Source organism: Oceaniferula marina (assembly GCF_013391475.1).
Classification (GTDB): domain Bacteria; phylum Verrucomicrobiota; class Verrucomicrobiia; order Verrucomicrobiales; family Akkermansiaceae; genus Oceaniferula; species Oceaniferula marina.
The window spans coordinates 1-26374 of sequence record NZ_JACBAZ010000016.1 but is presented as its reverse complement, the minus strand read 5'-3'; the positions used below and the strand labels follow the sequence as shown (position 1 = coordinate 26374).

23 protein-coding genes are annotated in these 26374 nt (G+C 52.1%); 13 read left to right on the top strand and 10 right to left on the bottom strand.

The window, feature by feature from the left end; translation table 11 throughout:
* Window positions 1-77 precede the first annotated feature (77 nt).
* From HW115_RS18380 to HW115_RS18365, 4 genes are all read left to right on the top strand, one after another.
* The gene (locus HW115_RS18380; RefSeq protein ID WP_178934865.1) at window positions 78-2246 is read left to right on the top strand and encodes an endonuclease/exonuclease/phosphatase family protein; all 2169 of its coding nucleotides are present in this window, start codon (window positions 78-80) and stop codon (window positions 2244-2246) included.
* 317 nt (window positions 2247-2563) lie between these two features.
* Complete coding sequence (locus HW115_RS18375; protein ID WP_178934863.1) at window positions 2564-3928, top strand: sulfatase family protein; 1365 nt, start codon at window positions 2564-2566, stop codon at window positions 3926-3928.
* 3 nt (window positions 3929-3931) lie between these two features.
* Window positions 3932-5554: a sulfatase family protein gene (locus tag HW115_RS18370; protein ID WP_178934861.1), complete on the top strand. Its 1623-nt coding sequence runs from the start codon at window positions 3932-3934 to the stop codon at window positions 5552-5554.
* 402 nt (window positions 5555-5956) lie between these two features.
* Window positions 5957-7492 (top strand): sulfatase family protein, encoded by a 1536-nt coding sequence (locus HW115_RS18365; protein ID WP_178934859.1) that lies wholly within the window; start codon window positions 5957-5959, stop codon window positions 7490-7492.
* A 39-nt stretch (window positions 7493-7531) separates the two neighbouring features.
* Here HW115_RS18365 and HW115_RS18360 read toward each other — a convergent pair whose 3' ends face one another.
* The 5 genes from HW115_RS18360 to HW115_RS18340 form a co-directional block, all read right to left on the bottom strand.
* Entirely contained in the window at window positions 7532-8095 is a 564-nt protein-coding gene (locus HW115_RS18360) for an anthranilate synthase component II (RefSeq protein ID WP_178934856.1), read from the bottom strand.
* 62 nt (window positions 8096-8157) lie between these two features.
* Window positions 8158-9657 carry an anthranilate synthase component I gene (trpE, locus tag HW115_RS18355; protein ID WP_178934854.1) on the bottom strand — a complete coding sequence of 500 codons (1500 nt, stop codon included), beginning with the start codon at window positions 9655-9657 and terminating at the stop codon, window positions 8158-8160.
* 339 nt (window positions 9658-9996) lie between these two features.
* Window positions 9997-10449 carry an IS200/IS605 family transposase gene (gene tnpA / locus HW115_RS18350; RefSeq protein WP_178934853.1) on the bottom strand — a complete coding sequence of 151 codons (453 nt, stop codon included), beginning with the start codon at window positions 10447-10449 and terminating at the stop codon, window positions 9997-9999.
* A gap of 93 nt (window positions 10450-10542) precedes the next feature.
* Window positions 10543-10803 carry a hypothetical protein gene (locus HW115_RS18345; protein ID WP_178934851.1) on the bottom strand — a complete coding sequence of 87 codons (261 nt, stop codon included), beginning with the start codon at window positions 10801-10803 and terminating at the stop codon, window positions 10543-10545.
* Window positions 10804-10948: 145 nt separating this feature from the next.
* The gene (locus HW115_RS18340) at window positions 10949-11395 is read right to left on the bottom strand and encodes a hypothetical protein (protein ID WP_178934849.1); all 447 of its coding nucleotides are present in this window, start codon (window positions 11393-11395) and stop codon (window positions 10949-10951) included.
* A 63-nt stretch (window positions 11396-11458) separates the two neighbouring features.
* Here HW115_RS18340 and HW115_RS18335 point away from each other — a divergent pair, with 63 nt between their 5' ends.
* The 3 genes from HW115_RS18335 (at window position 11459) to HW115_RS18325 (ending at window position 16846) form a co-directional block, all read left to right on the top strand.
* Window positions 11459-13315: a chloride channel protein gene (locus HW115_RS18335; RefSeq protein WP_178934847.1), complete on the top strand. Its 1857-nt coding sequence runs from the start codon at window positions 11459-11461 to the stop codon at window positions 13313-13315.
* A gap of 120 nt (window positions 13316-13435) precedes the next feature.
* Window positions 13436-14272, top strand: a complete 837-nt coding sequence (locus HW115_RS18330) for a LamG-like jellyroll fold domain-containing protein (RefSeq protein ID WP_178934845.1) — start codon at window positions 13436-13438, stop codon at window positions 14270-14272.
* Between the two features lie 216 nt (window positions 14273-14488).
* Entirely contained in the window at window positions 14489-16846 is a 2358-nt protein-coding gene (locus HW115_RS18325; protein ID WP_178934837.1) for a Tex family protein, read from the top strand.
* A 46-nt stretch (window positions 16847-16892) separates the two neighbouring features.
* On the opposite strand, the gene HW115_RS18320 is transcribed toward HW115_RS18325, so the two are convergent.
* Window positions 16893-17627 carry an SHD1 domain-containing protein gene (locus HW115_RS18320; protein WP_227021661.1) on the bottom strand — a complete coding sequence of 245 codons (735 nt, stop codon included), beginning with the start codon at window positions 17625-17627 and terminating at the stop codon, window positions 16893-16895.
* Between the two features lie 192 nt (window positions 17628-17819).
* On the opposite strand from HW115_RS18320, the gene HW115_RS18315 reads away from it, so the two are divergent.
* From HW115_RS18315 to HW115_RS18295, 5 genes are all read left to right on the top strand, one after another.
* Window positions 17820-18317, top strand: coding sequence for a YchJ family protein (locus tag HW115_RS18315; protein WP_178934833.1), 498 nt, complete (start codon window positions 17820-17822; stop codon window positions 18315-18317).
* A gap of 192 nt (window positions 18318-18509) precedes the next feature.
* Complete coding sequence (locus HW115_RS18310) at window positions 18510-19286, top strand: RNA polymerase sigma factor (protein WP_319609416.1); 777 nt, start codon at window positions 18510-18512, stop codon at window positions 19284-19286.
* A 22-nt stretch (window positions 19287-19308) separates the two neighbouring features.
* A complete protein-coding gene (locus tag HW115_RS18305) occupies window positions 19309-19917 on the top strand; it encodes an anti-sigma factor family protein (RefSeq protein ID WP_178934829.1) in 609 nt (202 codons plus the stop codon).
* Between the two features lie 15 nt (window positions 19918-19932).
* On the top strand, window positions 19933-20475 hold the full coding sequence (locus tag HW115_RS18300; protein ID WP_227021660.1) for a hypothetical protein: 543 nt from the start codon (window positions 19933-19935) through the stop codon (window positions 20473-20475).
* 117 nt (window positions 20476-20592) lie between these two features.
* On the top strand, window positions 20593-21321 hold the full coding sequence (locus HW115_RS18295) for a DUF1573 domain-containing protein (protein WP_178934825.1): 729 nt from the start codon (window positions 20593-20595) through the stop codon (window positions 21319-21321).
* 9 nt (window positions 21322-21330) lie between these two features.
* On the opposite strand, the gene HW115_RS18290 is transcribed toward HW115_RS18295, so the two are convergent.
* The gene (locus HW115_RS18290) at window positions 21331-22491 is read right to left on the bottom strand and encodes an AraC family transcriptional regulator (RefSeq protein WP_178934823.1); all 1161 of its coding nucleotides are present in this window, start codon (window positions 22489-22491) and stop codon (window positions 21331-21333) included.
* A gap of 101 nt (window positions 22492-22592) precedes the next feature.
* On the opposite strand from HW115_RS18290, the gene HW115_RS18285 reads away from it, so the two are divergent.
* Window positions 22593-23972, top strand: a complete 1380-nt coding sequence (locus HW115_RS18285; RefSeq protein ID WP_178934821.1) for a sulfatase family protein — start codon at window positions 22593-22595, stop codon at window positions 23970-23972.
* A 544-nt stretch (window positions 23973-24516) separates the two neighbouring features.
* Here the strand turns inward: HW115_RS18285 and HW115_RS18280 are convergent.
* The 3 genes from HW115_RS18280 to HW115_RS18270 are packed head-to-tail and all read right to left on the bottom strand — an operon-like array spanning window position 24517 to window position 26215.
* On the bottom strand, window positions 24517-25050 hold the full coding sequence (locus HW115_RS18280) for a hypothetical protein (RefSeq protein ID WP_178934819.1): 534 nt from the start codon (window positions 25048-25050) through the stop codon (window positions 24517-24519).
* Window positions 25047-25373 carry an STAS-like domain-containing protein gene (locus HW115_RS18275; RefSeq protein ID WP_178934817.1) on the bottom strand — a complete coding sequence of 109 codons (327 nt, stop codon included), beginning with the start codon at window positions 25371-25373 and terminating at the stop codon, window positions 25047-25049. Before HW115_RS18275 ends, HW115_RS18280 begins: the two co-directional genes overlap by 4 nt.
* A complete protein-coding gene (locus HW115_RS18270; protein WP_178934814.1) occupies window positions 25370-26215 on the bottom strand; it encodes an ATP-binding protein in 846 nt (281 codons plus the stop codon). The genes HW115_RS18275 and HW115_RS18270 overlap by 4 nt, the downstream gene beginning before the upstream one ends.
* Window positions 26216-26374: the final 159 nt, after the last annotated feature.

The window sequence follows — 26374 nt, the reverse complement described above, 5'->3', positions numbered from 1 at the left end:
AATCTATTCAAATTGCCCCTTGATTGACGATATGGCCCATAGGCAGTCATTTGAAATGAGGTATGCTCTTTAGTGTTATGAAAAAAATATACACTACCGTTCTATGCATGGGAGTTATTACTTTTCCTGCTGTAGCCGCGTTAAGTTTCTCTCTCGATACTACAAGTTACACGAGCGCCGACGATGTGGTCGCCTCATGGTCCGGAGGCTCCGGATCAGGTAAAGACTGGGTTGCGATTTGCTCTGATGGCGTGACACCAAACAGGACAAACGCCGAAGACTGGCTTTATATCGGCGGGACTCAACAATCCAAAAAACGTGGCCCTAAAAGTGGATCCGTGACTTTTACCGGCCTGTCACTTTCACAAGGAACCTACAGTGCGTATTACCTGAGCAATGACAGCGATACGGTACTATCAGGCCCGATCAATTTTACCGTTTCTCAGGCAGGAGGCGGAAATCCGGCCGTCAGCCTTAGTCAAGATTCTTACGACGTCGATGAATCTGTCACGGTCAATTTTACAGGTGGGCCGGGGAATGATGCTGATTGGGTGGGTATCTATTTACCGGGGCAGACTCCTGCACAAGGGACGCCCTCTACCCTCTGGGCGTATACCAATGGCACGCAATCCACGGGTGGTGGGGTGACCTCGGGCTCGGTCACCTTTAACAACCCCGGGTTGGCAGAAGGAAATTATGTCGCTTATTTTCTCGAGAATAACGGCTATACGGTGCTCGATGGCCCTGTGGCATTTTCGGTAGACGTCGCCGGAGGTGATTCACTTTATACAGATAAAAGTTCTTATGATGTTGATGAAACCATCACCGTTAGTTATGCAGACGGTCCGGGCAACAGTACGGACTGGATAGGTATTTATTACCCCGGGCAAACTCCGGCACAGGGTACGACTTCACTGCTGTGGAGTTATACCAGCGGAACCTCAGGCTCTGTTGATTTTACTAACCCAGGACTGCAGGTTGGCACTTACGAAGCCTATTTCCTCGCTAATGATGGCTACACGGTGATCGAGGGGCCTATCTCATTTTCAGTGGTGGGCAGCCCTGGTCCAGCCAGACCGGAGTGGGTTCAATCTCCATTCAAGCGCATCCACGGAGTGGTTGGGCAAAGCTATACAGGATTGATCAGCGCTTATGCATCAGATCCAGACCTTGGTGATACCTTAAGCTATTCTCTGGTCAGTGGTCCGTCATGGTTGAGTGTGGCCGCCGATGGCTCACTAACAGGAACGCCCGGCAGTGCTGATGTGGGAGCGAACACCTTTGTCGTGAAGGCCACCGATCTTGGCGGTAAAAATGCGGATGCCACCATGCATATTGAGGTTTTTGCCGCAGGTGCAGAAGTGGTTACGGAACTCAAAGTCTTATCCTTCAACCTCTGGCATGGGCTTGGCAAAATCAACTTTGGCCACCGCAAAGGTGTCGAAGCGATCATCTTATCGGGTGCCGATTTGATTGGGACGCAGGAAACCGTTGATAACGTCAGTGGAACCAATGCTTATCAGGCGAAAAAAATTGCAGAGCTTCTTGGCTGGCACTATAGCCCGGCTGGAGCTGGTGATAGTGGCATTATCAGTCGTTACCCTATCACCAGTGAGTTTACCGCCGGAATTGCCAATGGTATCAAGGTGAAGCTGACATCCGATGCCGCTCAAGAAGTTATTCTGTATAACTGCCATTTGGATTATGTCTACTATGGGCCCTATGAGGCCCACCTGAATGGATCGACAGCTCAGAAAGTCCTTACGGAAGAGAAAAAATCCCAACGCGATGAAGAGATTGCCACGATTATCTCAGGGATGAACAACCATCTGAATCATGCGGACACTGTGCCTGTTTTATTGACCGGCGACTTTAATGCTCCGTCACATCTTGACTGGACGAGTGCGACCGCATCATGGCATGGCGGCGTCGGATATGTTGCTTGGCCAACTAGCCTCGCCTGTGTCAATGCCGGCTTGCTGGACTCCTATCGTATGGTTCACCCAAACCCGGCCATCGACCCGGCGGACACATGGTCACCACTGCATGGTGGAAGTGAGCCACAGGATCGAATCGACTTTATTTACTATAAAGGAAATGATTTGAATGCGACGGCCTCCGAAGTGTTTACCACCGAGGTTGAAGTGACTGTGGGCGCATGGGGAAGTGATATCACACCGGCGCTGAACAATACCTGGCCATCAGATCATAGCGCTGTTCTGACTACCTTTTCGGTGGCGCCTTGAGTCAGCGTAAGTGGACGATCTCCTTATCTAAGAGGATACATCTTTTCCATACCTCCAGACCATGCTTGGTGGGGGCACGGGGTGGCGCGACACCCCGTGAATGGGAAATTGCGCGTGCCGTAATTCCACGATGGTTTTATGTTAGGTTCTATGGGGGCTTGAATCCATTTGGGCATGGTATGTGATCTTTTTTTGTGTCGGCGCTTTGAAGGTATGAGCTTGCAGAGCCGGGTGAGAATAGGCAGTTTGGTATCGGTTGGTAGTTTTGATCCCTTTGCTTTTACGTCCAGCCGACTCAACTACTATTCTTTTTCGAAATGCCTGTCATTTTATTTCTCCTTCTCTGTTTGCCGCTATTAGGGGCTGAATCGAAACCCAACATCGTGTATATCATGGCGGATGACTTAACTCACCGCGATCTGGGGTGTTATGGTGGTCAGGCCCACACGCCGCATATTGATGCCCTGGCGAAGCAGGGAAAACGCTTCACCCAATGTTTTCAAGCCGCCCCGATGTGCTCCCCGACGCGACACAATATCTACACGGGTCTCTATCCGGTTAAGAGTGGTGCATACCCTAACCACACCTTTGCTAAATCCGGAACCAAGAGCATCGTTCATTACCTCAAGCCCTTGGGGTATCGCGTGGCATTGAGTGGCAAGACCCATATCGCGCCGAAGGAAGTGTTTCCTTTCGAATACTCGGGTAAGAAAAATCCGGACATGAAGGCGATCGATGAGTTGATGCGCGATTCAAAATCCTCCGGTAAGCCCTTTTGTCTCTTTGCTTGTTCGAATGAGCCCCACACACCTTGGGATAAGGGGGATGCCTCCCGATACCCTGTTGATCAAATCAAGCTGCCCCCGTATTATGTCGACACGCCTGAAACGCGTAAAGGCTTCGCCAAATATCTGGCGGAAATTACCTACTACGATAGCCAGGTTGGACAGATTCTTGCATTGCTCGATCAGCATGGCCTCACAGAAAACACCTTGGTCATGGTGACCAGTGAACAGGGGAACAGCCTGCCTTTTGCCAAATGGACTTGTTACGACTCCGGTTTGCAAAGTGGTTTGGTTTGTCGCTGGCCGGGCGTGGTGGAGGCGGGCACGAGCAGTGATGCTTTGGTGGAGTTTGTTGATTTTACGCCGACCTTTATCGATGCTGCCGGCGGGAGCCGACCTGCCACGCTCGACGGTCAAAGCTTATTACCGCTACTTAAGGGAGAGAGCAATGAGCACAAAGATTACGTGTATGGCATCATGACCACACGTGGTATTCATAGTGGATCGGATTATTATGGCATTCGCTCGGTGCGATCGAAGAGCCACAAGTTGATTGTGAACCTTAGCCCTGAAGCAGAGTTCTCGAATACCTGCATGAAAACGAAGGAGTTCAAATCGTGGGAAGCGCGGGCTGCTGCAGGTGATGCTCATGCCGCAACCACGGTGGCACGTTACAAAAAACGTCCGGCGCTCGAACTCTACGATTTGACCAAGGATCCGTTTGAAATGAACAATATTGCGTCGAACCCAGAGAACGCCCCGTTGATTGCGGCCTTGCGTACTCAGCTGGAAACCTGGATGAACAGCCAAGGTGATCTGGGGCAAGCGACTGAGTTGGCGGCCAATGAACGCCAAACCCGCGGTAAAAAGAAACGAAAGACAAACAAGAAAAAATAACCTATGAAATACCTTCTCCTATGCTTAGGGATTCTTTCCTGCGGCTTTCTCAGTGCTGCTGATCGGCCTAACATCATTGTTATTCTAGTCGATGATATGGGCTTTTCAGACATCGGGTCTTATGGTGGTGAGATCCAAACGCCTCATTTGGATTCCTTGGCGATGGGAGGTGTGCGATTTTCGCATTTTTATAATGCATCGCGTTGCTGTCCGACCCGGGCATCGCTCATGACCGGACTACACCCTCATTTGACTGGCATTGGACATATGACCAACCCACCTCAATCGATGTATCATGACAAGGGGGAGGCCTTCCCTAACTACCGTGGATTTTTAAATCGTCAATGTGTCACGCTGGGCGAAATGCTGCAGGCATCCGGGTATCAAACTTATCTGACCGGTAAATGGCACTTGGGCCATCATGACCGTTCGCGTTGGCCGTTGCAGCGTGGCTTTGAAAAGTTCTACGGTTGTATCTCAGGAGCAACCCGTTTATTCAAGCCTTTGGCTCCGCGTGATATCAGCCTTGGCAATGAAGCACTCACAGAACTGACCAGCACCACCGATCGTCCCTATTACACCACGGATGCCTTTACCGATTATGCCATCCGTTTCATTGAAGAAGGAAAAAAAGAGAAACCCTTTTTTCTCTATTTGGCTTACACTGCACCTCATTGGCCTCATCAGGCACATGAAGAGGATATTGATCGATACCGCGGAAAATACATGGCTGGATGGGATGCGTTGCGTCAGCAGCGATACAAGAGGCAGCTCGAGCTTGGTTTGTTGGAATCGAAGCATGCATTGAGTCCGCGCGATGCGAGAGTTCCCTCTTGGGAATCGTTCTCGCCTGAGAAACAGAAAGAATTGGACCTGCGTATGGCGGTTTATGCCGCAATGATTGACCGCATTGACCAGAATATTGGCAAATTAAAAATGGCCCTTCAAAAGCAAGGGCAATATGAGAACACCCTCATTCTGTTTATGTCGGATAATGGTGCCTGCGCTGAGGGGGCCGTTCTCGGGAGAGGCCATATTCTTGATCCGCAGAAACGTAATCTTGAGCACAACAACAACTACGGTGCCGCCTGGGCCAACGTCTCAAGCACACCTTTTCGGCTCTACAAGCATTTCACTCATGAGGGTGGTGCAGCGACTCCCTTTTTTATGCACTGGCCCAAGGGGATCAAAACTCAATCTGATTGGTATCGAGAAACGGCACAGGTGATTGATGTCGTGCCGACCTTGTTGGAGGTAAGTGGAACCCCATACCCGAAAAGCTATAATGGCAACAAGCTGCCAACGTTACGCGGAATCTCACTGGCTCCATCATTTTCGGGGGAGTCGCTTAAACGTACCGCGCCGATGTTCTCTGAGCACGAGAACAATGCCTTTATCATCGACGGTGAGTGGAAATTGGTCGGACGCGGTGTGGCCGCTGCTTCGGGGCCGGATCTGAAGAAGTGGGAACTCTACAATCTGCGTGAAGATCGTACAGAGCTACACAATTTGGCGGGCAAGCATCCGGAACGCCTCAAGCAGATGGCGAAACTTTGGCAGGAGTGGTCGCAGCAGGACAAGGTGTATCCCAAGCCATCTCGAAAGAAGAACAAAAAAACGAAATGAACTGGGGTGACTTAGATGTGAGCACGGCCATTCTCGATCTATCCGTAGGAGAAGCAACCCTCCAGCCCCTCCATGCCAGCTCCCCAGTTACGGAGAGCAAAGTAAAATCAAACCCAAGGTTATACCACTCCGTAAAACAGACGGGACGATTGATCATTGTTGAGGTATTTGGAAGAGCACTGCGTGATCCATGAGCGTTCCGGATGAATGACTCCTTTGGCTTTGTTTCTCCTTAGTCATGGTGCCCGCACCATTCCTTCGTCGCGCCTTGCCAAAGAACTCATTCCTCTCGGCTATCGTCCCGTCTGTTTTACTACTTGGTATTAGATAGCTGAGTCATCAATAAAACTCACTTTTTACTGGCTACAAAAGAGAGGTCACGTCATAGATGCTTCATACCTTATGAAGTTCATAATTAAAATAACGACTCTGTTCGCGGCTTTATCCTTATCGGTTGGAGCAGCTGGTAAAGCGCCCAATATCCTGATCATTTATGCGGATGATTTAGGTTTTGGAGATCTTCAGTGTTATAACGCAGAGAGTAAGATTCCAACACCTCATCTCGATCGTCTTGCCAGCGAAGGCATACGTTTCACAGATGGGCATTCTTCGTCTGGAATTTGCACGCCGTCACGTTACGCTTTATTGACAGGTCGCCACCACTGGCGCGACTTCCATGGCATTGTCGGAGCAATGGGAAATAGCGTGTTTAAACCCGAGCGCCTGACTCTGCCGGAAATGCTCAAGCAGAAAGGCTACGATACCGCCGCGATTGGAAAGTGGCATTTGGGGTGGAACTGGGATGCGATTCGCAAACCGGATGCAAAAAAACGAGTCGACCCTAACGATAAGCGGAAACGTAAAACGTACGGACCTGAGGCATACGATTGGACTCAACCAATCCCGAATGGTCCGCTCGATCATGGGTTTGATTATTACTTTGGAGACACGGTCATCAATTTTCCTCCCTATGCGTGGATTGAGAATGACAAACTTGTTAAAGCCCCTGATACGCTCATGAACACGGGCAAGTGGAAAAAAATCAAGGAGGGAAGCTGGGAATGCCGTCCCGGCCCAATGTGTTCAGATTGGGATCCTTATGAAAATATCCCTGTCACAACCCAAAAGGGGGTTGCTTATATTAAAGCACAAGCAAAAACAGATAAGCCGTTTTTCCTCTACTTTGCCTATCCATCGCCTCATGCCCCGATTATTCCCAATGATGAGTTCGATGGTAAATCCAAAGCCGGCCCGTACGGTGATTTTGTTTTTGAGACAGATGATTCGGTCGGACGGTTGTTGGCCGCCGTTCAGGAGAGCGGCCAGTCAGACAATACCATTGTTATTTTTTCTGCAGATAACGGACCGGAAAAATACGCCTATGCTCGAGATCAAAAATACGACCACTGGTCGTCCAAGCCATTGAGAGGGCTCAAGCGCGATATTTATGAAGGTGGGCATCACGTACCATTTATCATCAAGTATCCGGGTGTTGCCAAGGCTGGCACGACGAGCACAGCGTTAGTGTCCCAGATTGATATTATGGCGACACTGGCCTCGGTTGTTGGATTCGAGCTCCCCAACGAAAATGCGGCGGAAGATTCTCACGACCTTCTTCCCTTGCTCAAAGGAGATACAAAAAATGTTAGGTATTCTCATGTACACAACACACGTGCCAATCAATACGCAATCCGTCATCACGACTGGGTTCTTATTGTTGCAAAAAATGGCTACTTGTCGGGACGCAATGCCGAATGGGAAAAGAAACACGGATATAAACCGGATGATCAACAAGCCGTGGAACTTTACAATCTGAAAGATGATATCGGGCAGCGGCACAACATCGCAGATAAATACCCGGAAAAGGTCAAGGAACTAACTGGCTTGTTAAAAGGTATTCGAGAGCAGGGTTATTCTGCACCAAGATTAACCAAATAACGCCCTCGTGCAGGGCTTGCTTAAAGCCATCGTCAAAGCTTACGCTTTTAGGAAGTTTTCCAGCATTTTCATGCCGTCTTCCGTCAGGATGCTTTCGGGGTGGAACTGGACGCCGTGGATTGGGAACTCCTTGTGCATCAGCCCCATGATGGTGCCATTTTCTGTTTCCGCCGTGATTTCCAGGCAGTCGGGAAGGGTTTCCCGTTTCACGATCAGGGAGTGGTAGCGGGTCGCGGTCAGCGGGCTGGGTAGCCCGGCAAAGACACTCTTGCCGCCGTGGATGATGGGCGATGTTTTCCCGTGCATCAGTTTGCTGGCGCGGATGACATCGCCGCCAAAGACCTGGCCAATCGACTGATGGCCGAGGCAGACGCCGAAGATTGGCGTGCTGCTGCCAAACTCCCGGATGACGTCGCAGCTGATGCCAGCTTCGTTTGGCGTGCAGGGGCCGGGAGAAATGCAGATGTGGCTCGGCGTCAGTTGGCGGATTTCATCCACACTGATGGCGTCGTTGCGAACGACTTTCATTTCCGCGCCCAACTCGCCGAAGTACTGAACGAGGTTGTAGGTGAAGGAGTCGTAGTTATCGATGACGAGGAGCATGGGGAGATAGTTATCGGTTATCAGTTATTTGGAAATAGGATTCACGTACCGCTGGGGCGGCGTTATTCTCCAATGGTTTTGGCAAGGCCGATGGCGCGAAGGATGGCCATGGATTTGTTGACGGTTTCGTTGTATTCGTAAGTCGGATTGGAATCGGCAACCACACCGGCGCCAGCCTGGACGTAGGCTTTTCCATCCTTGAGCAGGCAGGTGCGCAGAGTGATGCAGGAGTCATGTCCGCCGTCCCAGCCAAAGTAGCCAACCGCTCCCGAGTAGGAGCAACGTTTGCTTTTTTCCAGTTCGTTGATGATTTGCATCGCTCGGATTTTCGGGGCTCCACTGACGGTACCGGCAGGGAAGGTGGCGCGCAGGACGTCGTAGGCGCTGTGGTTGTCGTCGAGTTCCCCGTGCACGTTGGAGACAATATGCATGACATGGCTGTAGCGTTCGACAATCATGAAGTCATCCACCACAACGCTGCCGTGTTTGGAGATGCGGCCGACATCGTTTCGTGCGAGGTCGACAAGCATCAGGTGTTCGGCGCATTCTTTTTGGTCGGCGAGTAGGTCGGCGGCCAGCGCATCATCTTCTTCCTGGGTTTTACCTCTCCAGCGGGTACCGGCGATCGGGCGGATATCGATACGTCCGTTGATCGCGCGGACATGGACTTCCGGTGAGCTTCCGACCAGGGCAAATCCCTCGAGCTGGAGGATGAACATGTAGGGGGATGGGTTGACGTGTCGCAGGGCGCGGTAGAGGTCAACCGGTGAACCGGAGTAGTCGGTTTCGAAGCGTTGACTCGGCACGATTTGGAAGGCATCACCGGCGGCGATGTATTCCTTGGCCTTGACCACCATGGATTCGTATTCGTCCTGAGTGGTGTTGCTGGATGCCTGCGGTGTTGCGTATTCGGCCAGGCCGTTGAGCGGGGCGATGTGCAGTGGCTCATCGAGTTGTTCAATCATCGACTGGATACGCTGCACGGCGTCGGCATGGGCGGCATCCGCGGTTTCAAACTCATCGATAAAGGCGTTGGCGACAACAATCAGTCGGCGCTGTAGGTGGTCGAAAATAAGCAGGGTGTCTGCGATGATGAACAGGGCGTCGGGTAGGCCGAGTTCGTCTTTGGATGCAGGGGCGATGCTGGGTTCGAACTGGCGGACGGCATCGTAGGAGAGGTATCCGACGGCTCCGCCATAGAAAGGAGGGGCGTGGCCGTGGCTGGCGGGTTGGTAGCGCGCCATCAGGGATTCCAGCTCGGTGAGGATGTCTTTTTCTGCGGTCCACTGCCGGGTTTCACCCTTTTCGGTGAAGGTGATGTTGTGGTCGTGGGCCTTGATGACGGCCCGCGGGTTGCTGCCGAGGATGGAGTAACGTCCGCTGTCGCCGGCGCTTTCGGCACTTTCAAAGAGAAAGGCTTCACCTTCGCCGCTGATTTTGACGTAGGCGGAGAGTGGCGTTTCGAAGTCGGCGGCCAGTTGGGCGTAGACGGGGACAACATTTCCTTGTTCCGCCAATGGGCGGAAGTCATCGAGTGCGGGTTTGACAGGTGGCGTGTTCAACGCCGCAAATCATGGCTGTTATCGCGACGGGTGCAACAGGAAATCGTGTCGGATTTCCTGTTCCATTGAAGAAATCGTGTCGGATTTCCTGTTCCATTGAAGAAATCGTGTCGGATTTCCTGTTCCATTGAAGAAATCGTGTCGGATTTCCTGTTCCATTGAAGAAATCGTGTCGGATTTCTTGTTCTGCGCGGGGCGATGGCAGCCTTTCTGTTGGAGGGGAAGATCGTGCTGGATGTCTCACATGCCAGATCGCGCCCTGAAAGGGCGTGCTATTATAGCCCGGGGCGTCACCCCGGGGGGGGCATGAGGGGGTATAAAGAGCCCTGAAAGGGCGCTTTAATCCCAAACATATGGTTCGTTGTAATCCATGTTGTGCTTTGCCAGAAAACTTCGGTATTCGTCCTGGAAGGATGTGTGGCGGTGGTGTTCCTCTTGGTTACGGATGTAGTTGGCGACCTTACCGGCATGGGATTCACTGACGGAAAAGGTGCCGTAGCCAGCCTGCCAGGCAAATTTCTCATATTGAGGTCCTTGGGTTTTGATCCATTTCGAGGAGCCTTTTTTAACTTCTTCGACGGCTTTGGCCACGGATATCGTTCGGTTTAGTTTGAAGAGAATGTGGATATGATCAGGCATGGAGTTGATTAGGATGGCTGGACCATTGAGTTTGTTGAGAATCGTGGCCATGTAGGCGTGGAGATCGGGGGCAATGTCTCTGGATATCAATGGGTGCCGTGACTTGGTTGAAAAAATCAGGTGGATATAGATGTTGGATAGGGATTGAGGCATGTGGGTGTTTGTTCGCCCTTTCAGGGCTGGGTGGTTGATTCGGGATTGTCCCAGGGCGTTGCCCTGGGCTACGTTAGGTCGCACCTTTGCTGCTCAATGCAAGCGTGTGGAAATGTTGAGTGTTGAGTGTTGTGTCGGGTGTCGGGTGTCGGGTGTCGGGTGTCGGGTGTCGGGTGTCGGGTGTCGGGTGTCGGGTGTCGGGTGTCGGGTGTCGGGTGTCGGGTGTCGGGTGTCGGGTGTCGGGTGTCGGGTGTCGGGTGTCGGGTGTCGGGTGTCGGGTGAGTAGGCCGTTTTGTTAGCCCTGAAGGGGCGTCTTATCCCAGCCCGGGGCACCGCCCCGGGTGGGTGTGGCAATAATGACGAGCCCTGAAAGGGCGGCTTAACACCGTGAGCGATGCGAACGATCAATGGAAGGATCCAAAGGCGCGCATTTACATCTATCAGAAATAATGTTAGGCAGCCAGTGTGAACCTTGATTCGGACGGATAAGGTTGGATGACTACGTCCGTTTGGTAAAAAACGCCTGAGTGACCCGGGCAAGCATACCGATGCCGAGGAGGCTGATGATGCCGGAGCCGAGGATGACGCTGCCAATTTCCATCCACCCGAGCAGCGACGAGGTGTCGCAGTAGCGGTAGGCCCACCAGAGAACGGTGACGCCGCCAGCGATCGTGATCAGGAAATAAAGCCACACCCCGGCGAGGACACAAAGCTTGGGTCGTTCGACGGCAGCCCGCCAGACGAATCCCGTGGCCATAACCCTTTCGTAGGGGCAGATCGCCGACAGGGGGTGGATGGGTGCCCTGCAGTGGCGACAGAACTTCACTTGCGGGGCGTTGGGCTGGGCGCAGTGGATGCAGAGTTCGTTTTCAAAGCCGTTGTCCTCGTTGCTCAATTCCGTAGTTTCGGGAGCGTCGGCAGTGGGAGACGGGTCTCTGCTATCCATAGGTGTAAACTAACATGGAATCATTCACATTTGCGAACTAAAAATATGGGTAGAGCTGCAATCATGACTCGACCTTTTTGCGCCAGCGACTATGAAACCAGCGCACTCATGACTCGCCGCCGTCACCGTTGGTCTGATTGGATGCGTCGCCGGTTTAACGACCGGGAACGCTTCCTGGTCGCCTGTGTGTTTTGTGGTTTGCTTTGTGGCTTGATGGCCGTTGTGTTTCACCTTGGAATTGAGCATACCTTTCATGCGGTGTGGACTGCGGCTACCGGGCAGGTGGAGACCTGGAAATTTGTGGCCATCATGTTGGCCGCGCCGGCGATGGGTGGCTTGATTTGTGGTTTGGCGATTCGCTTTGTGGTCCCAGGAGCGGTGGGCAGTGGCATCCCGCAGACCAAGGATGCGTATTACAACCGGGGTGGGTTTATTCCGGCGACCACGGGTTTGTGGCGGGTGGTGTTGGGCACGGTTTATGTTGGTTTGGGTAATGCTCTCGGGCGGGAGGGCCCGATTGTGCATGCCTCTTCCGCAATTGCTTCGCGCCTGGGTCGATTTTTTTTCAAGGACCCTGAGCGGATTAGGGCGATGATTCCGGTGGGCATGGCTGCCGGGATTGGTGCGGCATTCAACGCACCACTGTCTGCGATTACCTTCGTATTTGAAGAGTTGTTGGATAACTTTTCGACCAAGGCGATAGGTGGAATCATCGTGGCGGTGGTGATTGCCTCGGTAGTGTCGAGGACCTTGCTTGGAGAAGAGCCGGTGATTGCCCATCACTTGTCGAGGCACTACGATACCGCGGGTTGGATGTTGGTGGCTTTGCCCTTGGGGTTGGTGGCGGGGTGTCTGGGGCATCTTTTTGTCGGGTCGGTGCTTTCGTTGCGGCGTTGGGTGAAAAACAGAACCTGGCTACGCTCTTGGTACGCGCCGGCATTGGGTGGCTTGCTGTGTGGGGTGTTTGGTTTGCTAACCTGGTCGCTGACCGGAGCCATGGGAAGTGCCCAGAATGGGGTGTTCAGCATTGGTTATGATTCTTTGGAAGCGGCCTTTGAGAATCAACTGGTGGTTGGAATATTGGTGACCTTACTGACCTTCAAGATCATCGCTGTGGTGGTGAACTACGCCAGCGGTGGTAGTGGAGGCTTATTTTCTCCGACCTTGTTTATTGGGGGGATGCTGGGCGGGGTGGCCGGCGTGTTGTTGGTCGAACTGAGTCGTTTCTGGCCGATGCTCGGCGGGGTGGATGAATCACAAATCATCGGGGGCTGTGTGTTATTGGGCATGGGGGCGATGTTTGGTTCGGTGATCCGCTGTCCATTTACTTCGTTGATTATTATTTTTGAAATGACTGGAAACTACTCGTTGATCCTCCCCTTGATGGGCGGCAACGTGCTTTCCTGGGCGATTGCCCGCCAACTGCGTCCGATGCCGATTTACGATGCCTTGCTGCATGACGATGGCATCTCGCTCAAGCGGATGTCGTCTTACCGGGGGACGCAGGATTACCGTAACCTGCCGGTCTCTGCGATCATGAGTCACGATGTGGTTTCCGTTCAATTAAGCAAAACCGCGGGTGAGAATTTGGAGGCGATCCACCGATCGGGGTTTCGCCACAGTCATTACCCGGTGGTGGATGCGGAGGGATTGCTGCAGGGGATGATCACGCATCGACAATTGCAGGAAGCCGGAAGTGGCAAACTCCTGAGCGACTCCCTGTCCGGGGAGCTTGAGCCGCAGAAGGAACACTTGGAAATCCGCGTGCATCCGAAGGACTCGATACGTGTCACCCAGAAGCTGATGCAGCTGAAAAAAATCCAGCACGTGCCGGTGGTCAGCGTGCTCGACGGGCATCGTTTGCTCGGCATTGTCAGTGCCAAGGATATTGCCAGACAAAAAAATGCGTCAGAGATCTAGGGTCCCCTTGCACGGCTCATGATCTGCCGAATCCTGTCTGAAAATAATCTTGCCTCGGTTGAGGAATATGACATGCTAGATCCCCTCTCTTCAGGTATTTTTTAATGTTAGATGTAGCGTATGAAAACAAATGGCCAACTTCTGCTTTGCTTCCTCACGATCGCACTCCCACCCGTGGCCCAGGCGGCTTCTTATGCCTCGGTCATCAGCGGTCAAAATCCGATGGAGTATTATCGGCTCGATACCCTGATCGGTGAAAAGGGAGATAGCCTAACCCCAAACGGCGTTGACTATAATCAGTCAAGCCCCGCTCCCGTACTCAACTCGACCACATTCGCCGGATTTGATGCTGGCAATACCTGGGCAAATTTTGGGGGACAGCCTGCAGACACTCTCACTGACGTTGTCACCGGTTGGAACAGCGACAGCGGTTCGGTCAGTTACTGGATTCGCGTCAGTTCTTCATTGGGAACCGCAACGGGAATGATGGGGCGGACCACTGGCGGCAGTGGTTCATTCACCGGTTCCGGCGATGGGATGATCGGCACCTTTCTGCGAGGGAACGGAAGTTTTGGCATCAAAATAGACAACCAACAAGTTGAGGCTGCGACGGGTTCATTTTCTGCCGATGCTTGGCACCATTTGGCCGTCACCTGGAACCGGAACACAGGCTCGAGCGACGGCGTGGTTGAGCTCTATGTCGATGGTGTGGACGTCGGCGGCACCTCCAGCGGATCTTGGGACAGCATTACCATTGATGACGCTGCCCGCTTTGGCAAAGAGTTATCAGGCACCCGCTATTTGATTGGATCTGCCGATGAAATAGCGATTTGGAATCGCACGCTCTCACCCAGCGAAATTGCAGCACAATATGCTGCAGCCACCATCCCCGAACCCACAACGGTGAGCCTTCTGGCACTCGGTGGTATGGTCTTATTTCGTCGTCAGCGAAAATAGCCTCAAATCAAACGGCAGGCCGGTTCGCTACTCTTGGCGACACCTCAAGGCATGCCTCTATGCGAGGAGCTTTTGTGTGATCGGTCATTTTTTGAGGTTAAAAATTGAGGACTCATCAGCAGATCAGATTCGCCCTGTCTGCCTGATTTCAGCTTACCTCATTTCCCCGGTATTTTCGCTTTTCACGAGGCTGGAAATAGGCACACTGCGCGGCTCATGAGCAGCATTGATTCCTCACACGTTTTTGTTTCCCGTATTTCTTCCGAGCTATCCCTGAATCCCGCTCAGGTATCAGCCACTGCCAAGATGTTTGCCGAAGGAGCTACGGTTCCTTTTATCGCCCGGTACCGGAAAGAGGCGACCGGTGGTATGGATGAAGTGCAGATCATGAATGTGCGTGACCGTCTGACCCAGCTCGCCGATCTCGAAAAGCGTCGTGAAGCCATTGTCAAAAGCCTCGACGAGCGTAAGTTGCTGACCCCCGATCTGAAAAAGAAGGTGCTGGCGGCTGAGACCATGACCCGACTCGAGGACGTGTTTGCTCCCTTCCGCCCGAAGCGCCGAACCCGTGCCACCATGGCCAAGGAGCGGGGGCTTGAGCCGCTGGCCGATTACATCTGGGAGAACCGTGAGAATGCTTCAGCCGACCCCACTGCCGAGGCGGAGCAGTATGTGATTAAAAATGAGGACAAGGACAAGGCCGTGCCGCTCGGAGTGGATGCCTTGGCTGGTGCGCGTGATATTCTGGCTGAGCGATTCAGCGACGATGCCGATTGCCGGACCGAACTGCGTGAACTGATCGAGCGCGATGGTGTGGTGAGCTCAAAAATCATGTATGGCAAGGAAAACGAGCCGGATGCCCAGAAGTTCAAAGATTACTTTGAATGGAGTGAGCCCTTCGACAGCGTGCCATCCCACCGGATGCTGGCGATGCGTCGTGGTGAGAAGGAAGGTTTTTTGTTTATGCGGATTCAGGCGGACGAGGAGCGGGCAGTCGATATGATCCGTGGACGTTTCGGGGCGTCAGGAACCGGCCCCTGTGCCGAGCAGCTTGATCTTGCGATCATCGATACTTATAAGCGCTTGCTGAGCCTTTCGCTCGAAACCGAATGCCGGATGAAAGCGAAAAAAGAGGCTGATGCCGAGGCGGTCCGGGTGTTTGCTGAGAACCTGCGCGAGTTGTTGCTGGCATCACCACTCGGTCAGCGGCCGATGGTGGCAATCGACCCCGCTTTCCGCACCGGTTGTAAGACCGTGGTACTTGATGCCCAGGGGAATTTACTCGCCGATACCGTCCTGCATTTTACGACCAGTCATACGCAGGCCATGGAGGCGACCTCGATTCTGCAAAAAATCGTAGAGAAATACCAAATCGAAGCGGTTGCCATCGGTAACGGTACGGCCTCGCGCGAAACCGAAGCCGTGGTTCGGGCCGCCGGACTACCGAAGTCAGTGGCGATTGTCGTGGTCAATGAATCTGGAGCTTCGATTTATTCGGCCAGTGAAGTGGCTCGTGAGGAGTTTCCGGACAAGGACATCACCGTGCGTGGTGCGGTCTCGATTGGTCGTCGATTGATGGATCCTTTGGCAGAGCTTGTGAAGCTCGATCCGAAAAGCATCGGGGTGGGCCAGTACCAACATGACGTTGACCAAAACCTGCTGAAGAATGGCCTCGATGATACTGTGGTGAGTTGTGTGAACGGCGTGGGTGTGGAGGTAAATACCGCCTCCCGCCAGTTGCTCGGTTATGTTGCCGGACTGAATACCGGTATCGCATCGAATATCGTTGCCTACCGCACGGAAAACGGGCCGTTTAAAACCCGAGCCGAATTGAAAAAGGTGCCACGACTCGGTGCCGTTGCCTTTGAACAAGCTGCTGGATTCCTTCGTATTCGTGGTGGAGAGCATCCCTTGGATTCCTCGGCGGTGCACCCCGAGCGTTATGCGCTGGTAGAGCAAATGGCCTCCGACCTTGGTGTGGATGTGCCGACTCTGATCCGTGATGCCGAGGCCCGCAAACGCATCAACCTGCAACAATACGTCAGTGAGGAAGTTGGTTTGCCAACCCTCAAGGACATCGTCGCTGAGTTGGCCAAGCCGGGGCGGGATCCGCGGAAGCAATTCGAGCTCTTTACCTTTGCCGAGGGGGTGAACAAGCCTTCTGATCTAACCCAGGGGATCAAGCTCCCGGGTATCGTGACCAATGTCACCAACTTCGGAGCCTTTGTGGACGTCGGGGTGCATCAGGATGGCTTGGTGCATATTTCCCAACTCGCCGACCAGTATGTCTCCGATCCTGCGGACGTGGTCAAGGTGGGCCAGAAGGTGCAGGTTACCGTGATGGAGGTGGATTTGAATCGGAACCGGATTTCACTTTCGATGCGCAGCAACCCGGAGCCTGCAAGTCAAGGGGCACGCCGTGACTCCAACGGAGGCCGTGGCCCGCGTGGCGGAAACGGTGGACGCGGAGGAAATGGTGGTGGTGGGCCGCGACGCCAGAACGGTGGCGGCCGCAATCACAACGATTCCTTTGGCGGCAACTGGTTCGATCAGGCGCTGAAGAATGGCAAGTAGCAGAAATGCTGCTGCCATCGCCGCCCGGATACGCAAAGAGAAGCTATCACTCCCGGTCTTTTTCCCTTTCAAGCCTTTCCTCCTCTTCCTCCAGCTTTTTGAGGAAGTTTTCGGGGTGGCTGCGGGTCATGAAGGTGGTGCCATTGCTTGAGAGCTTGATGACAAAGCCGGTGATGGTTTCCCGCTTGGAGGTGTCAGGTCCCTCTGCCGGTTTATTCAACATATTGACACATCTGACCTTTTCGCTGTCGAGTTGGACTTCTTTTTTGGCTTCGAGGGTTTTCAAGGGGACCGATTTTTTGATTTCTTTGACGACGGTGACGGGTTCTCCTTCGCCTCGCTCGCTGACGCGTTGATAGATGGTATAAGTGGCTTCGAGTGCGTGGATGGTTTTCTTGGAGTAGTTGCTGATATGGCAGGTGAAATAGGTTTCGGTTTCGCTGGATTTCTTTTTGCTGCGTTCCGATCTTTCGGTTTTAGGCCGTTTGATCCATTCGAACTCCTTGGTGATGGTGAGCTTGACGTCACTTTCCGAAATCTTGTTTTTATTTTTTTCCTGCCAGGATTTGGCAAATTCCTGATCGGCTTCGGAAAGTGAGGAGAGTGGCACCTTGGCTTTTTTACCGTTGCTCAGTTTCAAAGTGACCGAGTCCTCAGCTACGTCGATGAGTTCCGCATTGATGGTTTTTCCCTCGGTATTGGTGAAGGTGCGCGCTGCTGTTGACGGGCTGAGGGCCAGACAAGAAAGCAAACTCAGCATCGTGAGGAATATCCGTTTCATACGGACCGAACGTGTGGGTTTGTTGTTAGCTGGTAAAGGTGAATATGGCATGTCCTGCCCACCATCGGCCAATCTCGGAGGATGGGATCAGGTATTGGCACAAGGACGGTATTTTGAAGCGAGCTATTTACGGAGGAAGCAAGTGTGGCGATTTTCATTGGAATCAAATCATTGTCGGCCTAGCGTCTGGGCATGAGTGAATTTGCAGCTGACAAGCCCGAAGATGTTCCGGATGCTGATATCGACCAGCGCGAGATTGAAAACGATGATGCCCCGAAGACGCGGTCGGAGTCGCTGTGTCCGTGTAAAAGTGGCAACAGCTATTATATTTGTTGTATGCCGCTGCATCACGGCAAGGCGAAGGCCCGGACTGCCGAGGAGCTGATGCGTTCACGCTACAGTGCCTATTTTTTCCGTTTGGTGGATTATTTGGTGGAGACCACCCACCCTGACAGCCGGGAGCCTGGGTTGAAAAAGGAACTGGCGAAATCGGTGCATAACATCAGTTGGCAATTCCTGACCATTGTGGATACTTCGAAAGGGGGAACGAAAGACAAGGTGGGAAAGGTCGAGTTTATTGCCAAGTGCTTTGTCCAGGGGGAACCTCACGAATTACACGAACGCTCGCGCTTCCGTCGCTATAAAGGTGCCTGGAAATATCTGGACGGCGTGGCACTCGGGGACAGCTAGACCATCGTGGAGGATTGAGGCCAATCCTCCCTACCGAGCCAGAACCTTTGGCCAGAACCTTTGGCCAGAACCTTTGGCCAGAACCTTTGGCCAGACCCTTTTGTAGGGGTAAACCCGTTCTTGCCATGAGCTGGGCAATTCGACATGATCGTGTTCGTGCCGGGTGGTTCCGGCAGACTGATTGATTTTTTTGTGAATATTCTGCGACATCTGGCGTCCAAGGGGTTACAAGGAGCGTTGCGCGCCCCTCTGTCGTCCGCATCCACTGATTTTGGTGGGGGAGGTCGTGCGGGTGGCGGTGATCAGGGTTCCAAGTCGACCGGTGGCACCGAGACGGATGCCAAAAGGTTGAACACCGAGACGCCGAACAGTGAAAAACAAGCGAACGAAGCCAGCGCCAGTGAGGACGTTGAATTGGTCCGTAAAGCCCAGCAGGGCGATATGCGGGCATTTGACCAACTCGTCAGCAAACACCGGGGGAAAATCTATGCCATGATCCGCAATATGGTCAAAAATGATGCCGATGCCTGGGACCTCTCCCAAGAGGCCTTCATCAAGGCATGGCGTGCCTTGCCCAAATTCGAGGCCAGGGCCCGCTTTTCCACCTGGTTGTTCCGGATCAGCCACAATGTGGTGTATGACTGGTTGCGCAAACGACGTATCGAAAGTGAAGGTGAGCTCAATGACGAGGTTCTTGATGCGAGTCGGATCGATCCGGGGGCTGCAACCTCGCCCAGTCTGGCAGAGCGTCCGGACGAAGCGATGCAGCGCGAAGAACTCCGACAACACATCCACGCTGCGATTGGCAACCTTTCACCGGACCACCGCGAGGTGATCCTCTTACGCGAAGTCCAGGGGCTCGATTATAAGGAGATTGCCGAAGCCACTGGCAGCTCGATGGGAACGATCATGAGCCGCTTGCACTACGCACGTAAAAAACTAAAACAACTTCTCTCTCCCGAGGCCTAAAACCACCAAGCTGATTCCTGATATGAAAACGAAACCTGATGACATCACCCTCACCCAGTGGATGGATGGGGAGCTGAAAGGCGAGGATCTACGCTCTGTTGAAGCGTATGCCCGGGAACACCCGGAGCTTCTCGCCGAGCGCGCTGCCATACAACGCATCTCCGCTGAGATCCGCAGTCATGTGCCATCAAGCGAAGAGCCGCCATACCCTGAGTTTTTTAATCAGAAAATCCTTCAGGCGATCGAAGACGATCAGCAGAGCAGCCGGCAAGCCATCGAGGATACCGAAGGTGTGTCTCTGCGCGGGTTTTGGCATTGGTTGACCGCACCGGTGGCCATACCGATGGCTTTGGTCGCCATGGGCGTTTGTTTTTATCTTGGCACCCAGGTGGGAACCGAGCGAGTCGATGGAGGGGTGGAGACCGTTGCCGTGGTTCAGGATAGCACCGTGTACACCCCGGATGGGGACGTCAGTGCGGATATGTTCAACTCGGAAGATGGAGGCGCCACCGTCATTGTGCTCAAAGGCTTGAATGACATTCCTGACGATCTTGAAATGGCAGGTGGTCCGGCGATGTCCTCGTCCGGAGCGATGATGATCCACAATCAGGATGAGAATCGGACGTTTTAATTGACCCGTATGAAAGTGATGACGATACCTGTGTTCCTCCAGTGCTGCCTGATTCTGGTTTCAGGTATGGGACTTGCCGCTGCAGATGAATCTGCTGCTCAAGACGGGGGTGCGGATCGCGGGAAGGAGCGGGTCGGACGGATCATGGCAACCTTGTATATCGGAACGGATGCCGAGTTGTCACGTCTGGGAGAGCAGGCAAAAAAGGCCCCCGAGCCGGGTGCCGAGGTTGTCAAACGCTTGCAGAGTGTTGAGAAACTTCGATTCAAGCACTATCGCCTGCTCGGCAAGGATACCCAGTCGGTTTTTCGGAGTTACGAAAACTGGTTGTCTCCGTTGAAACCCTCCGAGGAGATTTTGCTCAGCTACGAATCCCGTGGACGCTCACCGGATGGAGGGTTGAGGCTCGACCTTGAATTCTGGCAGCACCGACGCAAGGTGATGAAAAGTGATCCGGTGTTGCACAAGGGGCGCCCCTTGCTGATTCTCGGCCCGAAGTGGCGCGGAGGCACCTTGATCATCGCGGTGGAACTGTTGGAATTGAAAAAAACGCTTTAGGTATGATCTCGGGGTTCTAACTGTTTAGTTTGATTGCCCTAGTCACTCAGGGTTTGCTTTTTTTTGTTTCTCCTTCATGGTGAGTGCACCGCTTCATCACCTCTTTGACCCTTGATTATGCGCACCTCTACGATCGCTACCGCCCTGATGGCTTGTCTGGCCTTTTGTCTTTGTTCCTCTGTCTCACTCGCTGACCGGGGCTTCAGTTTTGTTCAGAACCGGATTGCGGTCACGGTGAAGCCGGAAGATAAACTGGTGTCGATTCCCTTTGAATTTGAGAACAAGACCAAACGAACGATCACCATTGCACGTTACGACTCTGCTTGCTCCTGTATCAGTGCCCGGGTGACCAAGCCTCTGGGCAAGATGACCTACAAGCCAGGAGAGAAGGGGCAGATCACCGTTGATTTTGAATTGAAGAATTTCCAGGGGCTCCAGGAAAAAACCTTATTGCTCTGGACCAAGGATGACCCTGCTGAAGCGCCCTCGTCGGTGCTGACCTCGGCGATTACCATCCCCGAGTTGTTTAAGGTGGAGCCTAAAACTTTGTTCTGGGAGCAGAACGGTGAGAAAACGGCCAAAACTTTCAAGATCACCATTCCACATGATCAGCCGATCAAGATCCTCGAGCTGGAGGGGAGCAATCAACAATTCCCCTACACCTTGAAAACCATCACCGAAGGGCGCGAATACGAGATTTCAGTCACTCCGACAGATGTCAGTAGCCCTTCGATGGGGGTTATCAAACTTACCACGGATTCCAAGATTCCCCGGTATCGACGCCACCAGGCATTTGTCTGTGTGCGCCGGCCGGAGCTGGTTAAGCCGAAACCTGTGACCCCTTGATGTGATCTGTTAGCTTTGGGAGCTGTGTTTTTCTCGGTATTCCAAGGGCGTGCATTTTTCTCTCAGGTGGAAAAGGCGCGACATCGGTTGAACGTGAGCAAAACCGGAAGCCTTGGCGACTTGATGGATTTTCAAATCGGTTTTTTCTAATAGGTTTTTGGCTCGGGTCAGGCGGTGTTGATTGATTTCCTCATAGATGCCGTGATCCAGGTTTCTATTGAAGGCACGTTCCAATGTCCTGCGAGAAACCCCGACATGGGAACACACGTTCGGAACCCCGTCCAAGCGGGCGATGTGGTCTTTGATATAGCGTATGGCTGTTGCTACGAGTGGGTCGTCCTGGATCACCGGCTCGCTGGATCTGCGAACTTCTACCCGGATGGCCTTAACCGGGATGATTTGTTTGTTTTCCGGCAGATGGCCGCTCATCAGCTGATCGATGAGTTTGGCTGCCTCGTAACCGGCATTTTTGGTGTCTAGAACGATACTGGTCAGAGGGGGGGAGGAGAGCTCGCATACCAGTTCGTCATTATCCACGCCGATGACAGATATTTGGTCGGGGACTGACAGGTTGGCTTCGGCACAGGCTTTGAGGACTTGCTGCCCCAAAATATCATTACAAGCCATGAGGCCGGTGGGATGAGGCAATGACAATAGCCATTGTTTCAGTCGCTGATTATTTGTTTTGTCATGGTCTTCATTGAAGACGGAGCAGGAGAGAGATTGTGATTCAAGATAGGATGTGAAGACTTCCTGCCGCCCCTGTGACCAGGGGCAGTTGTTTTGACCGTAAAAAGCAAATTGCATCAGGCCTTGGCTGATAAGATGATCCGCAGCCATATCGGCGATGTTTTTGGAATCCGTTCTGATTTCGTGAAATTTCTCGTAGATGCTCGTCAGCTCTGGATCAGAGTTGGATGGTTCGAGAAGGACGGCTGGCTTTTTTGACTTCAGGATGGCTTTGGCATCTGATGCGGAATGAATGCGTGCGATGATCCCTCCAGGCGTAGATGAATTTGTTAGTTTGGGGGTTTCGCGAAAATGCCCAGGTTCTACATGTAATGACCAGGGGCCATAGTGCCTGGCGTATAAGGCGCACCCGCGCAGCAGGCTGCGCCCGTATTCCAACGAGGTTTCTAGTAGAAGTCTTACTTCGGGTAATCGGTTCATGAACTTACCATGATGGGATCATACAGATGGTAGGCCATCATTGGATGGGAGGCAGGCCAGATGCAAGAACGTTTTTTTTACGTCGTATAGGGCTAAATAATATGTCGAAGAACTTAAACCGGAAGGGGTTCCATTTGTTAAACAATTGGCTGATAAGGACGGTAGTATGTTTGTGTGCCATGTCGGGTTTGGCGCAGTCGGAGCAACGTCCGCACATCATCCTGTTCATTTCTGATGACCATGGGTGGAATGATTCCGGTGCCTATGGGGATGGGTATATCAAGACGCCGAGTATCAATCAACTGGCTGCTGAGGGAATGAAGTTGACCCATGCTTATGCGGCCACTCCCTTGTGTAGTCCGTCACGTTGCGTTATTCAGACGGGCCTGATGCCCCATCGGAATGGTGGACATAAATTTGGCACTCCGATTCAATCGGGGATCATGACCATGCCTGAGTATTTCAAGAAGGCGGGCTATTACACCGCGCATTTTGGCAAATTTCATCATAATCCGAGAAAGCGTTTCCCATATCAGCATATTCGGAAGGACGAGACAGCGGCGGCATCCTTTCTGATGAATTATAAGCGGAAGCAGCCCTTGTTTCTTGTGGTATGCTCCCATCCACCGCACACGCCCTGGGTAAAAAACGAGATTTATGATCCATCGAAAATCAAACTGCCGCCCAATTTTGTAGATACGCCGGAAACCCGGGAAGATCGGGCGAGGTATTACAGTGATGTGACTCTGATGGACCAAATGCTGGGTTCTGTCATCAATGTGGTGGATCAAAAAGGTTGGAAAGACGAGACCCTGTTGATTTACACGACGGATCAGGGGTCCAATTGGCCCTTTTCGAAATGGTGTGTGTACGATGGTGGACTCCGTGTCCCCTTGATTGCCCGTTGGCCGGGAGAGATCGATCCGGGCTCGATTGCCGGGGGCATGGTGAGTTTAGCTGACTTGTTGCCCACCTGTTTGAATGCGGCGGGTGAAGAGATACCCGCAGGGATCGACGGCAAGAGTTTTTTGCCGATGTTGCGCGGTCAGCGGACCAGCCATCGTGAAGGAGTGTTTGGAACGCACACTGGAAATGATAACGGAGGCCCAGGAATTGCCAACGCATGCCCGGCGCGAACGCTCAGGACCGAACATTTCCGTTATATTGTCAATCTTTCACCCGAAACGCCCTTCACGACTCATATTACCGGCTGTAAGTCCGGACCGCATTATTTACCCCATTGGGATTCTTGGCTCAAGAAGGCGGAGAAAGATCCACATGCGGCACAGCTGGTTCGACGCTACCTCAAGCGGCCTCAAGAAGAACTCTATGACTACCGGAAGGATCCATTTGAATTAAATAATTTGGCTTCCCATCCGGAATACGCACATGTGATGAAATCAATGAGAGTACAATTGCTCGAGTGGTGCGAAAGCCAAAAGGACACGGAGGGAGTAAAGGTGTTGAACCCTCTGCGCTAGGAGGGCCGGAGAGCCTGGAATGGAAGCTGGTTTGCCCTGAGTTCACTGGGCCGATCGAGCGTGTGTTTGTGTTTCGGCGGCAGCGATGGCGTGTCCTCCATGGGTGACGCAAAATGAACATGCCCAGACGCAGAATGCCTGTAGACCACCATGGGCGTTTGCTGTTAAATCACAAGGCAGCAGCATGGGACTCAAGCGATCGATATTAACGAATTTGGCTGGCACGCAGCGAGCTTAGCATAAAAGAATCAAACTTGTAAGTCCGACAGCCCCACTGTTTAAATGGTATAACTCATTCTTCGGAGTGCCCCACCTTTTTTTCCTCCGGTGTTTGTACTCGTTCAGCAGACCAGAGCAAACACCACTTTGTATTGCTGGCACGTCCATCCAACCTTCCAGCACAGGACGCTTCGCCGTCACCACAGTACGCACGGCACTGGCCGCCGTGACCTCCCCAAAAAAACATCATCTGTTGCTCTCCCTTGCTCACAGGGCAACCCTACCACAGCAAAGAAACCTCCAGATAGATATTTTGCTAACAAAATCAATCAGTAAGCTTCACTGCGACTTCACGCTTCTGGCATTTTACCCGTATTCTTCTTACATGTAGATCGAGATCATTGTGAGTTTTCTCCATCAGCTCCAATTCCCCAGGATTTTTTGTCTGATCTTTTCGGTCACAAAGAGACTGATCGGTATAGAGAGCATCACTCCAGGTTGAATGCACATGAGCCAGACAATTGGCCTGATCTTCAGGTAGCATAGACTGAACCTGCAATCTCAAGCGGCCAGCTTCTTTTTTATATCTTCCGAAGGCCTCCCTAGATTTTTTTGCATTAGTTTCAATCTGACCACTTTGGTGTTTAAATCCATGATCATGCAGCTTCTCAACAGCAGTCCAATAGCGCTCCAATCGAATTAAAAATTCTCCTACATCTACGGCGTTTCTGTTTTTATATTGACCACGAATATCCCGGCCAAAAACAAATGTAATCCCCGAGACAGTCAGCGACAGCAAAGAAATACCGATAGCCCATTGGGGGAGCGTGATTTGAGTAAAATCAATTTGGGCAATCATTTCTTAAACCTTCGGTGTCTAATCTCGTTTAAATCATCAATGGCATCAGGGTCATCGGTTAGCAAAATTATAAATTTTTTATCAAATTTATCCTTGCCTATTCTCTCCATAATAACACCAAAAGATTCATCCAAGAAAGAAGGTGCTATCGCTGCCGCTCCGTCTAAATCAACCGTTATGACTACACTGGATGCCATAGCTGGCTCCAAAATATCGGTTCTAAATTTCTCACCAGAGAACGGCCCATTATCCTCGTATCTGCCACCAGGATAAGGGCTAAAATCTTCAACAAGATTAATAACGCATTTTGGGTTCTTTGTCATTTAAGTGATACTGTAGCTTTCCACACAATAAGCGTCCCTGCAAGTCGTATGTCAGACCTTTCTGATCTAATCCCTCTACTCCTGTTAAACCAACACCTGACATGGTGCGTTTGCACAAACAACTCTCCATTGTCAGAAGCTTCAGCAAACTCTCGGAGGCGAGGGAGCCCTAAACCTCGGTTTTTCTTGCCCGTCCTCGACATGCTTTGGCGGAAAGCTGTCACCACCAATTCCTCTTCATTTCGGGGAATCAGAATTCCTTTGTCCATAAATCTCCCCTTTAGAGTTGCTGGCATTCCGATGCCTTGATCCATAAGAGCAAAATAAGTTTCGCCACTTTCCAAATCCTTGTATCCCATCATCCACCACTTAATTCCCTCGACCCACCTTTGGTGTCCGGTTCTTTCATAAGCATGGCTGACAGCATTATCCATTAGCTCAATAAGACTGCTTCTCAAACGCTTGTTGGCCACTCGTGACAAATGATCCATATTGTAAAATTCTTCGAACTCATTGACTAGTATATGAACATCTTTGGCAGTTACTTTTTTCCCAGATCTGTGCCCAATGTATATTCGACTTCCCGCTCTTACCTTTCCACCTTCAGCTGTAGCAAATCCAGGATAAAATCTGTTGAGGTAACCAACTCCCGCTAGAACATTAACTACATCATCGTTCATTTTTTTCCCAAACTGTCCAAGCAAAGATAAATTAGGGGAGTGCTTTCTATAACGCGAAAATTCAGCAACTAGAAGTAGCGCAACTTCGGGGTCGATGACGGATATTTTGGTGTGGTCCACCTTAATTCGTGCAGCTTTTAGCTTGAAAATGGCATGCTCCATTTGTGAGAAAAAACTTAATGTGAGGTGGTCTCCTTTTTGTTGCCAGTAAAAAGTGAGTTTTGTTGATGATTCGCTGATCTAACCTTGGGCTTGGTTTTGCTTGGTTCTCCGTAGCTGGAGAGGTGGAATGGAGGGGCTGGAGCGTAGCGACAGGCCCGG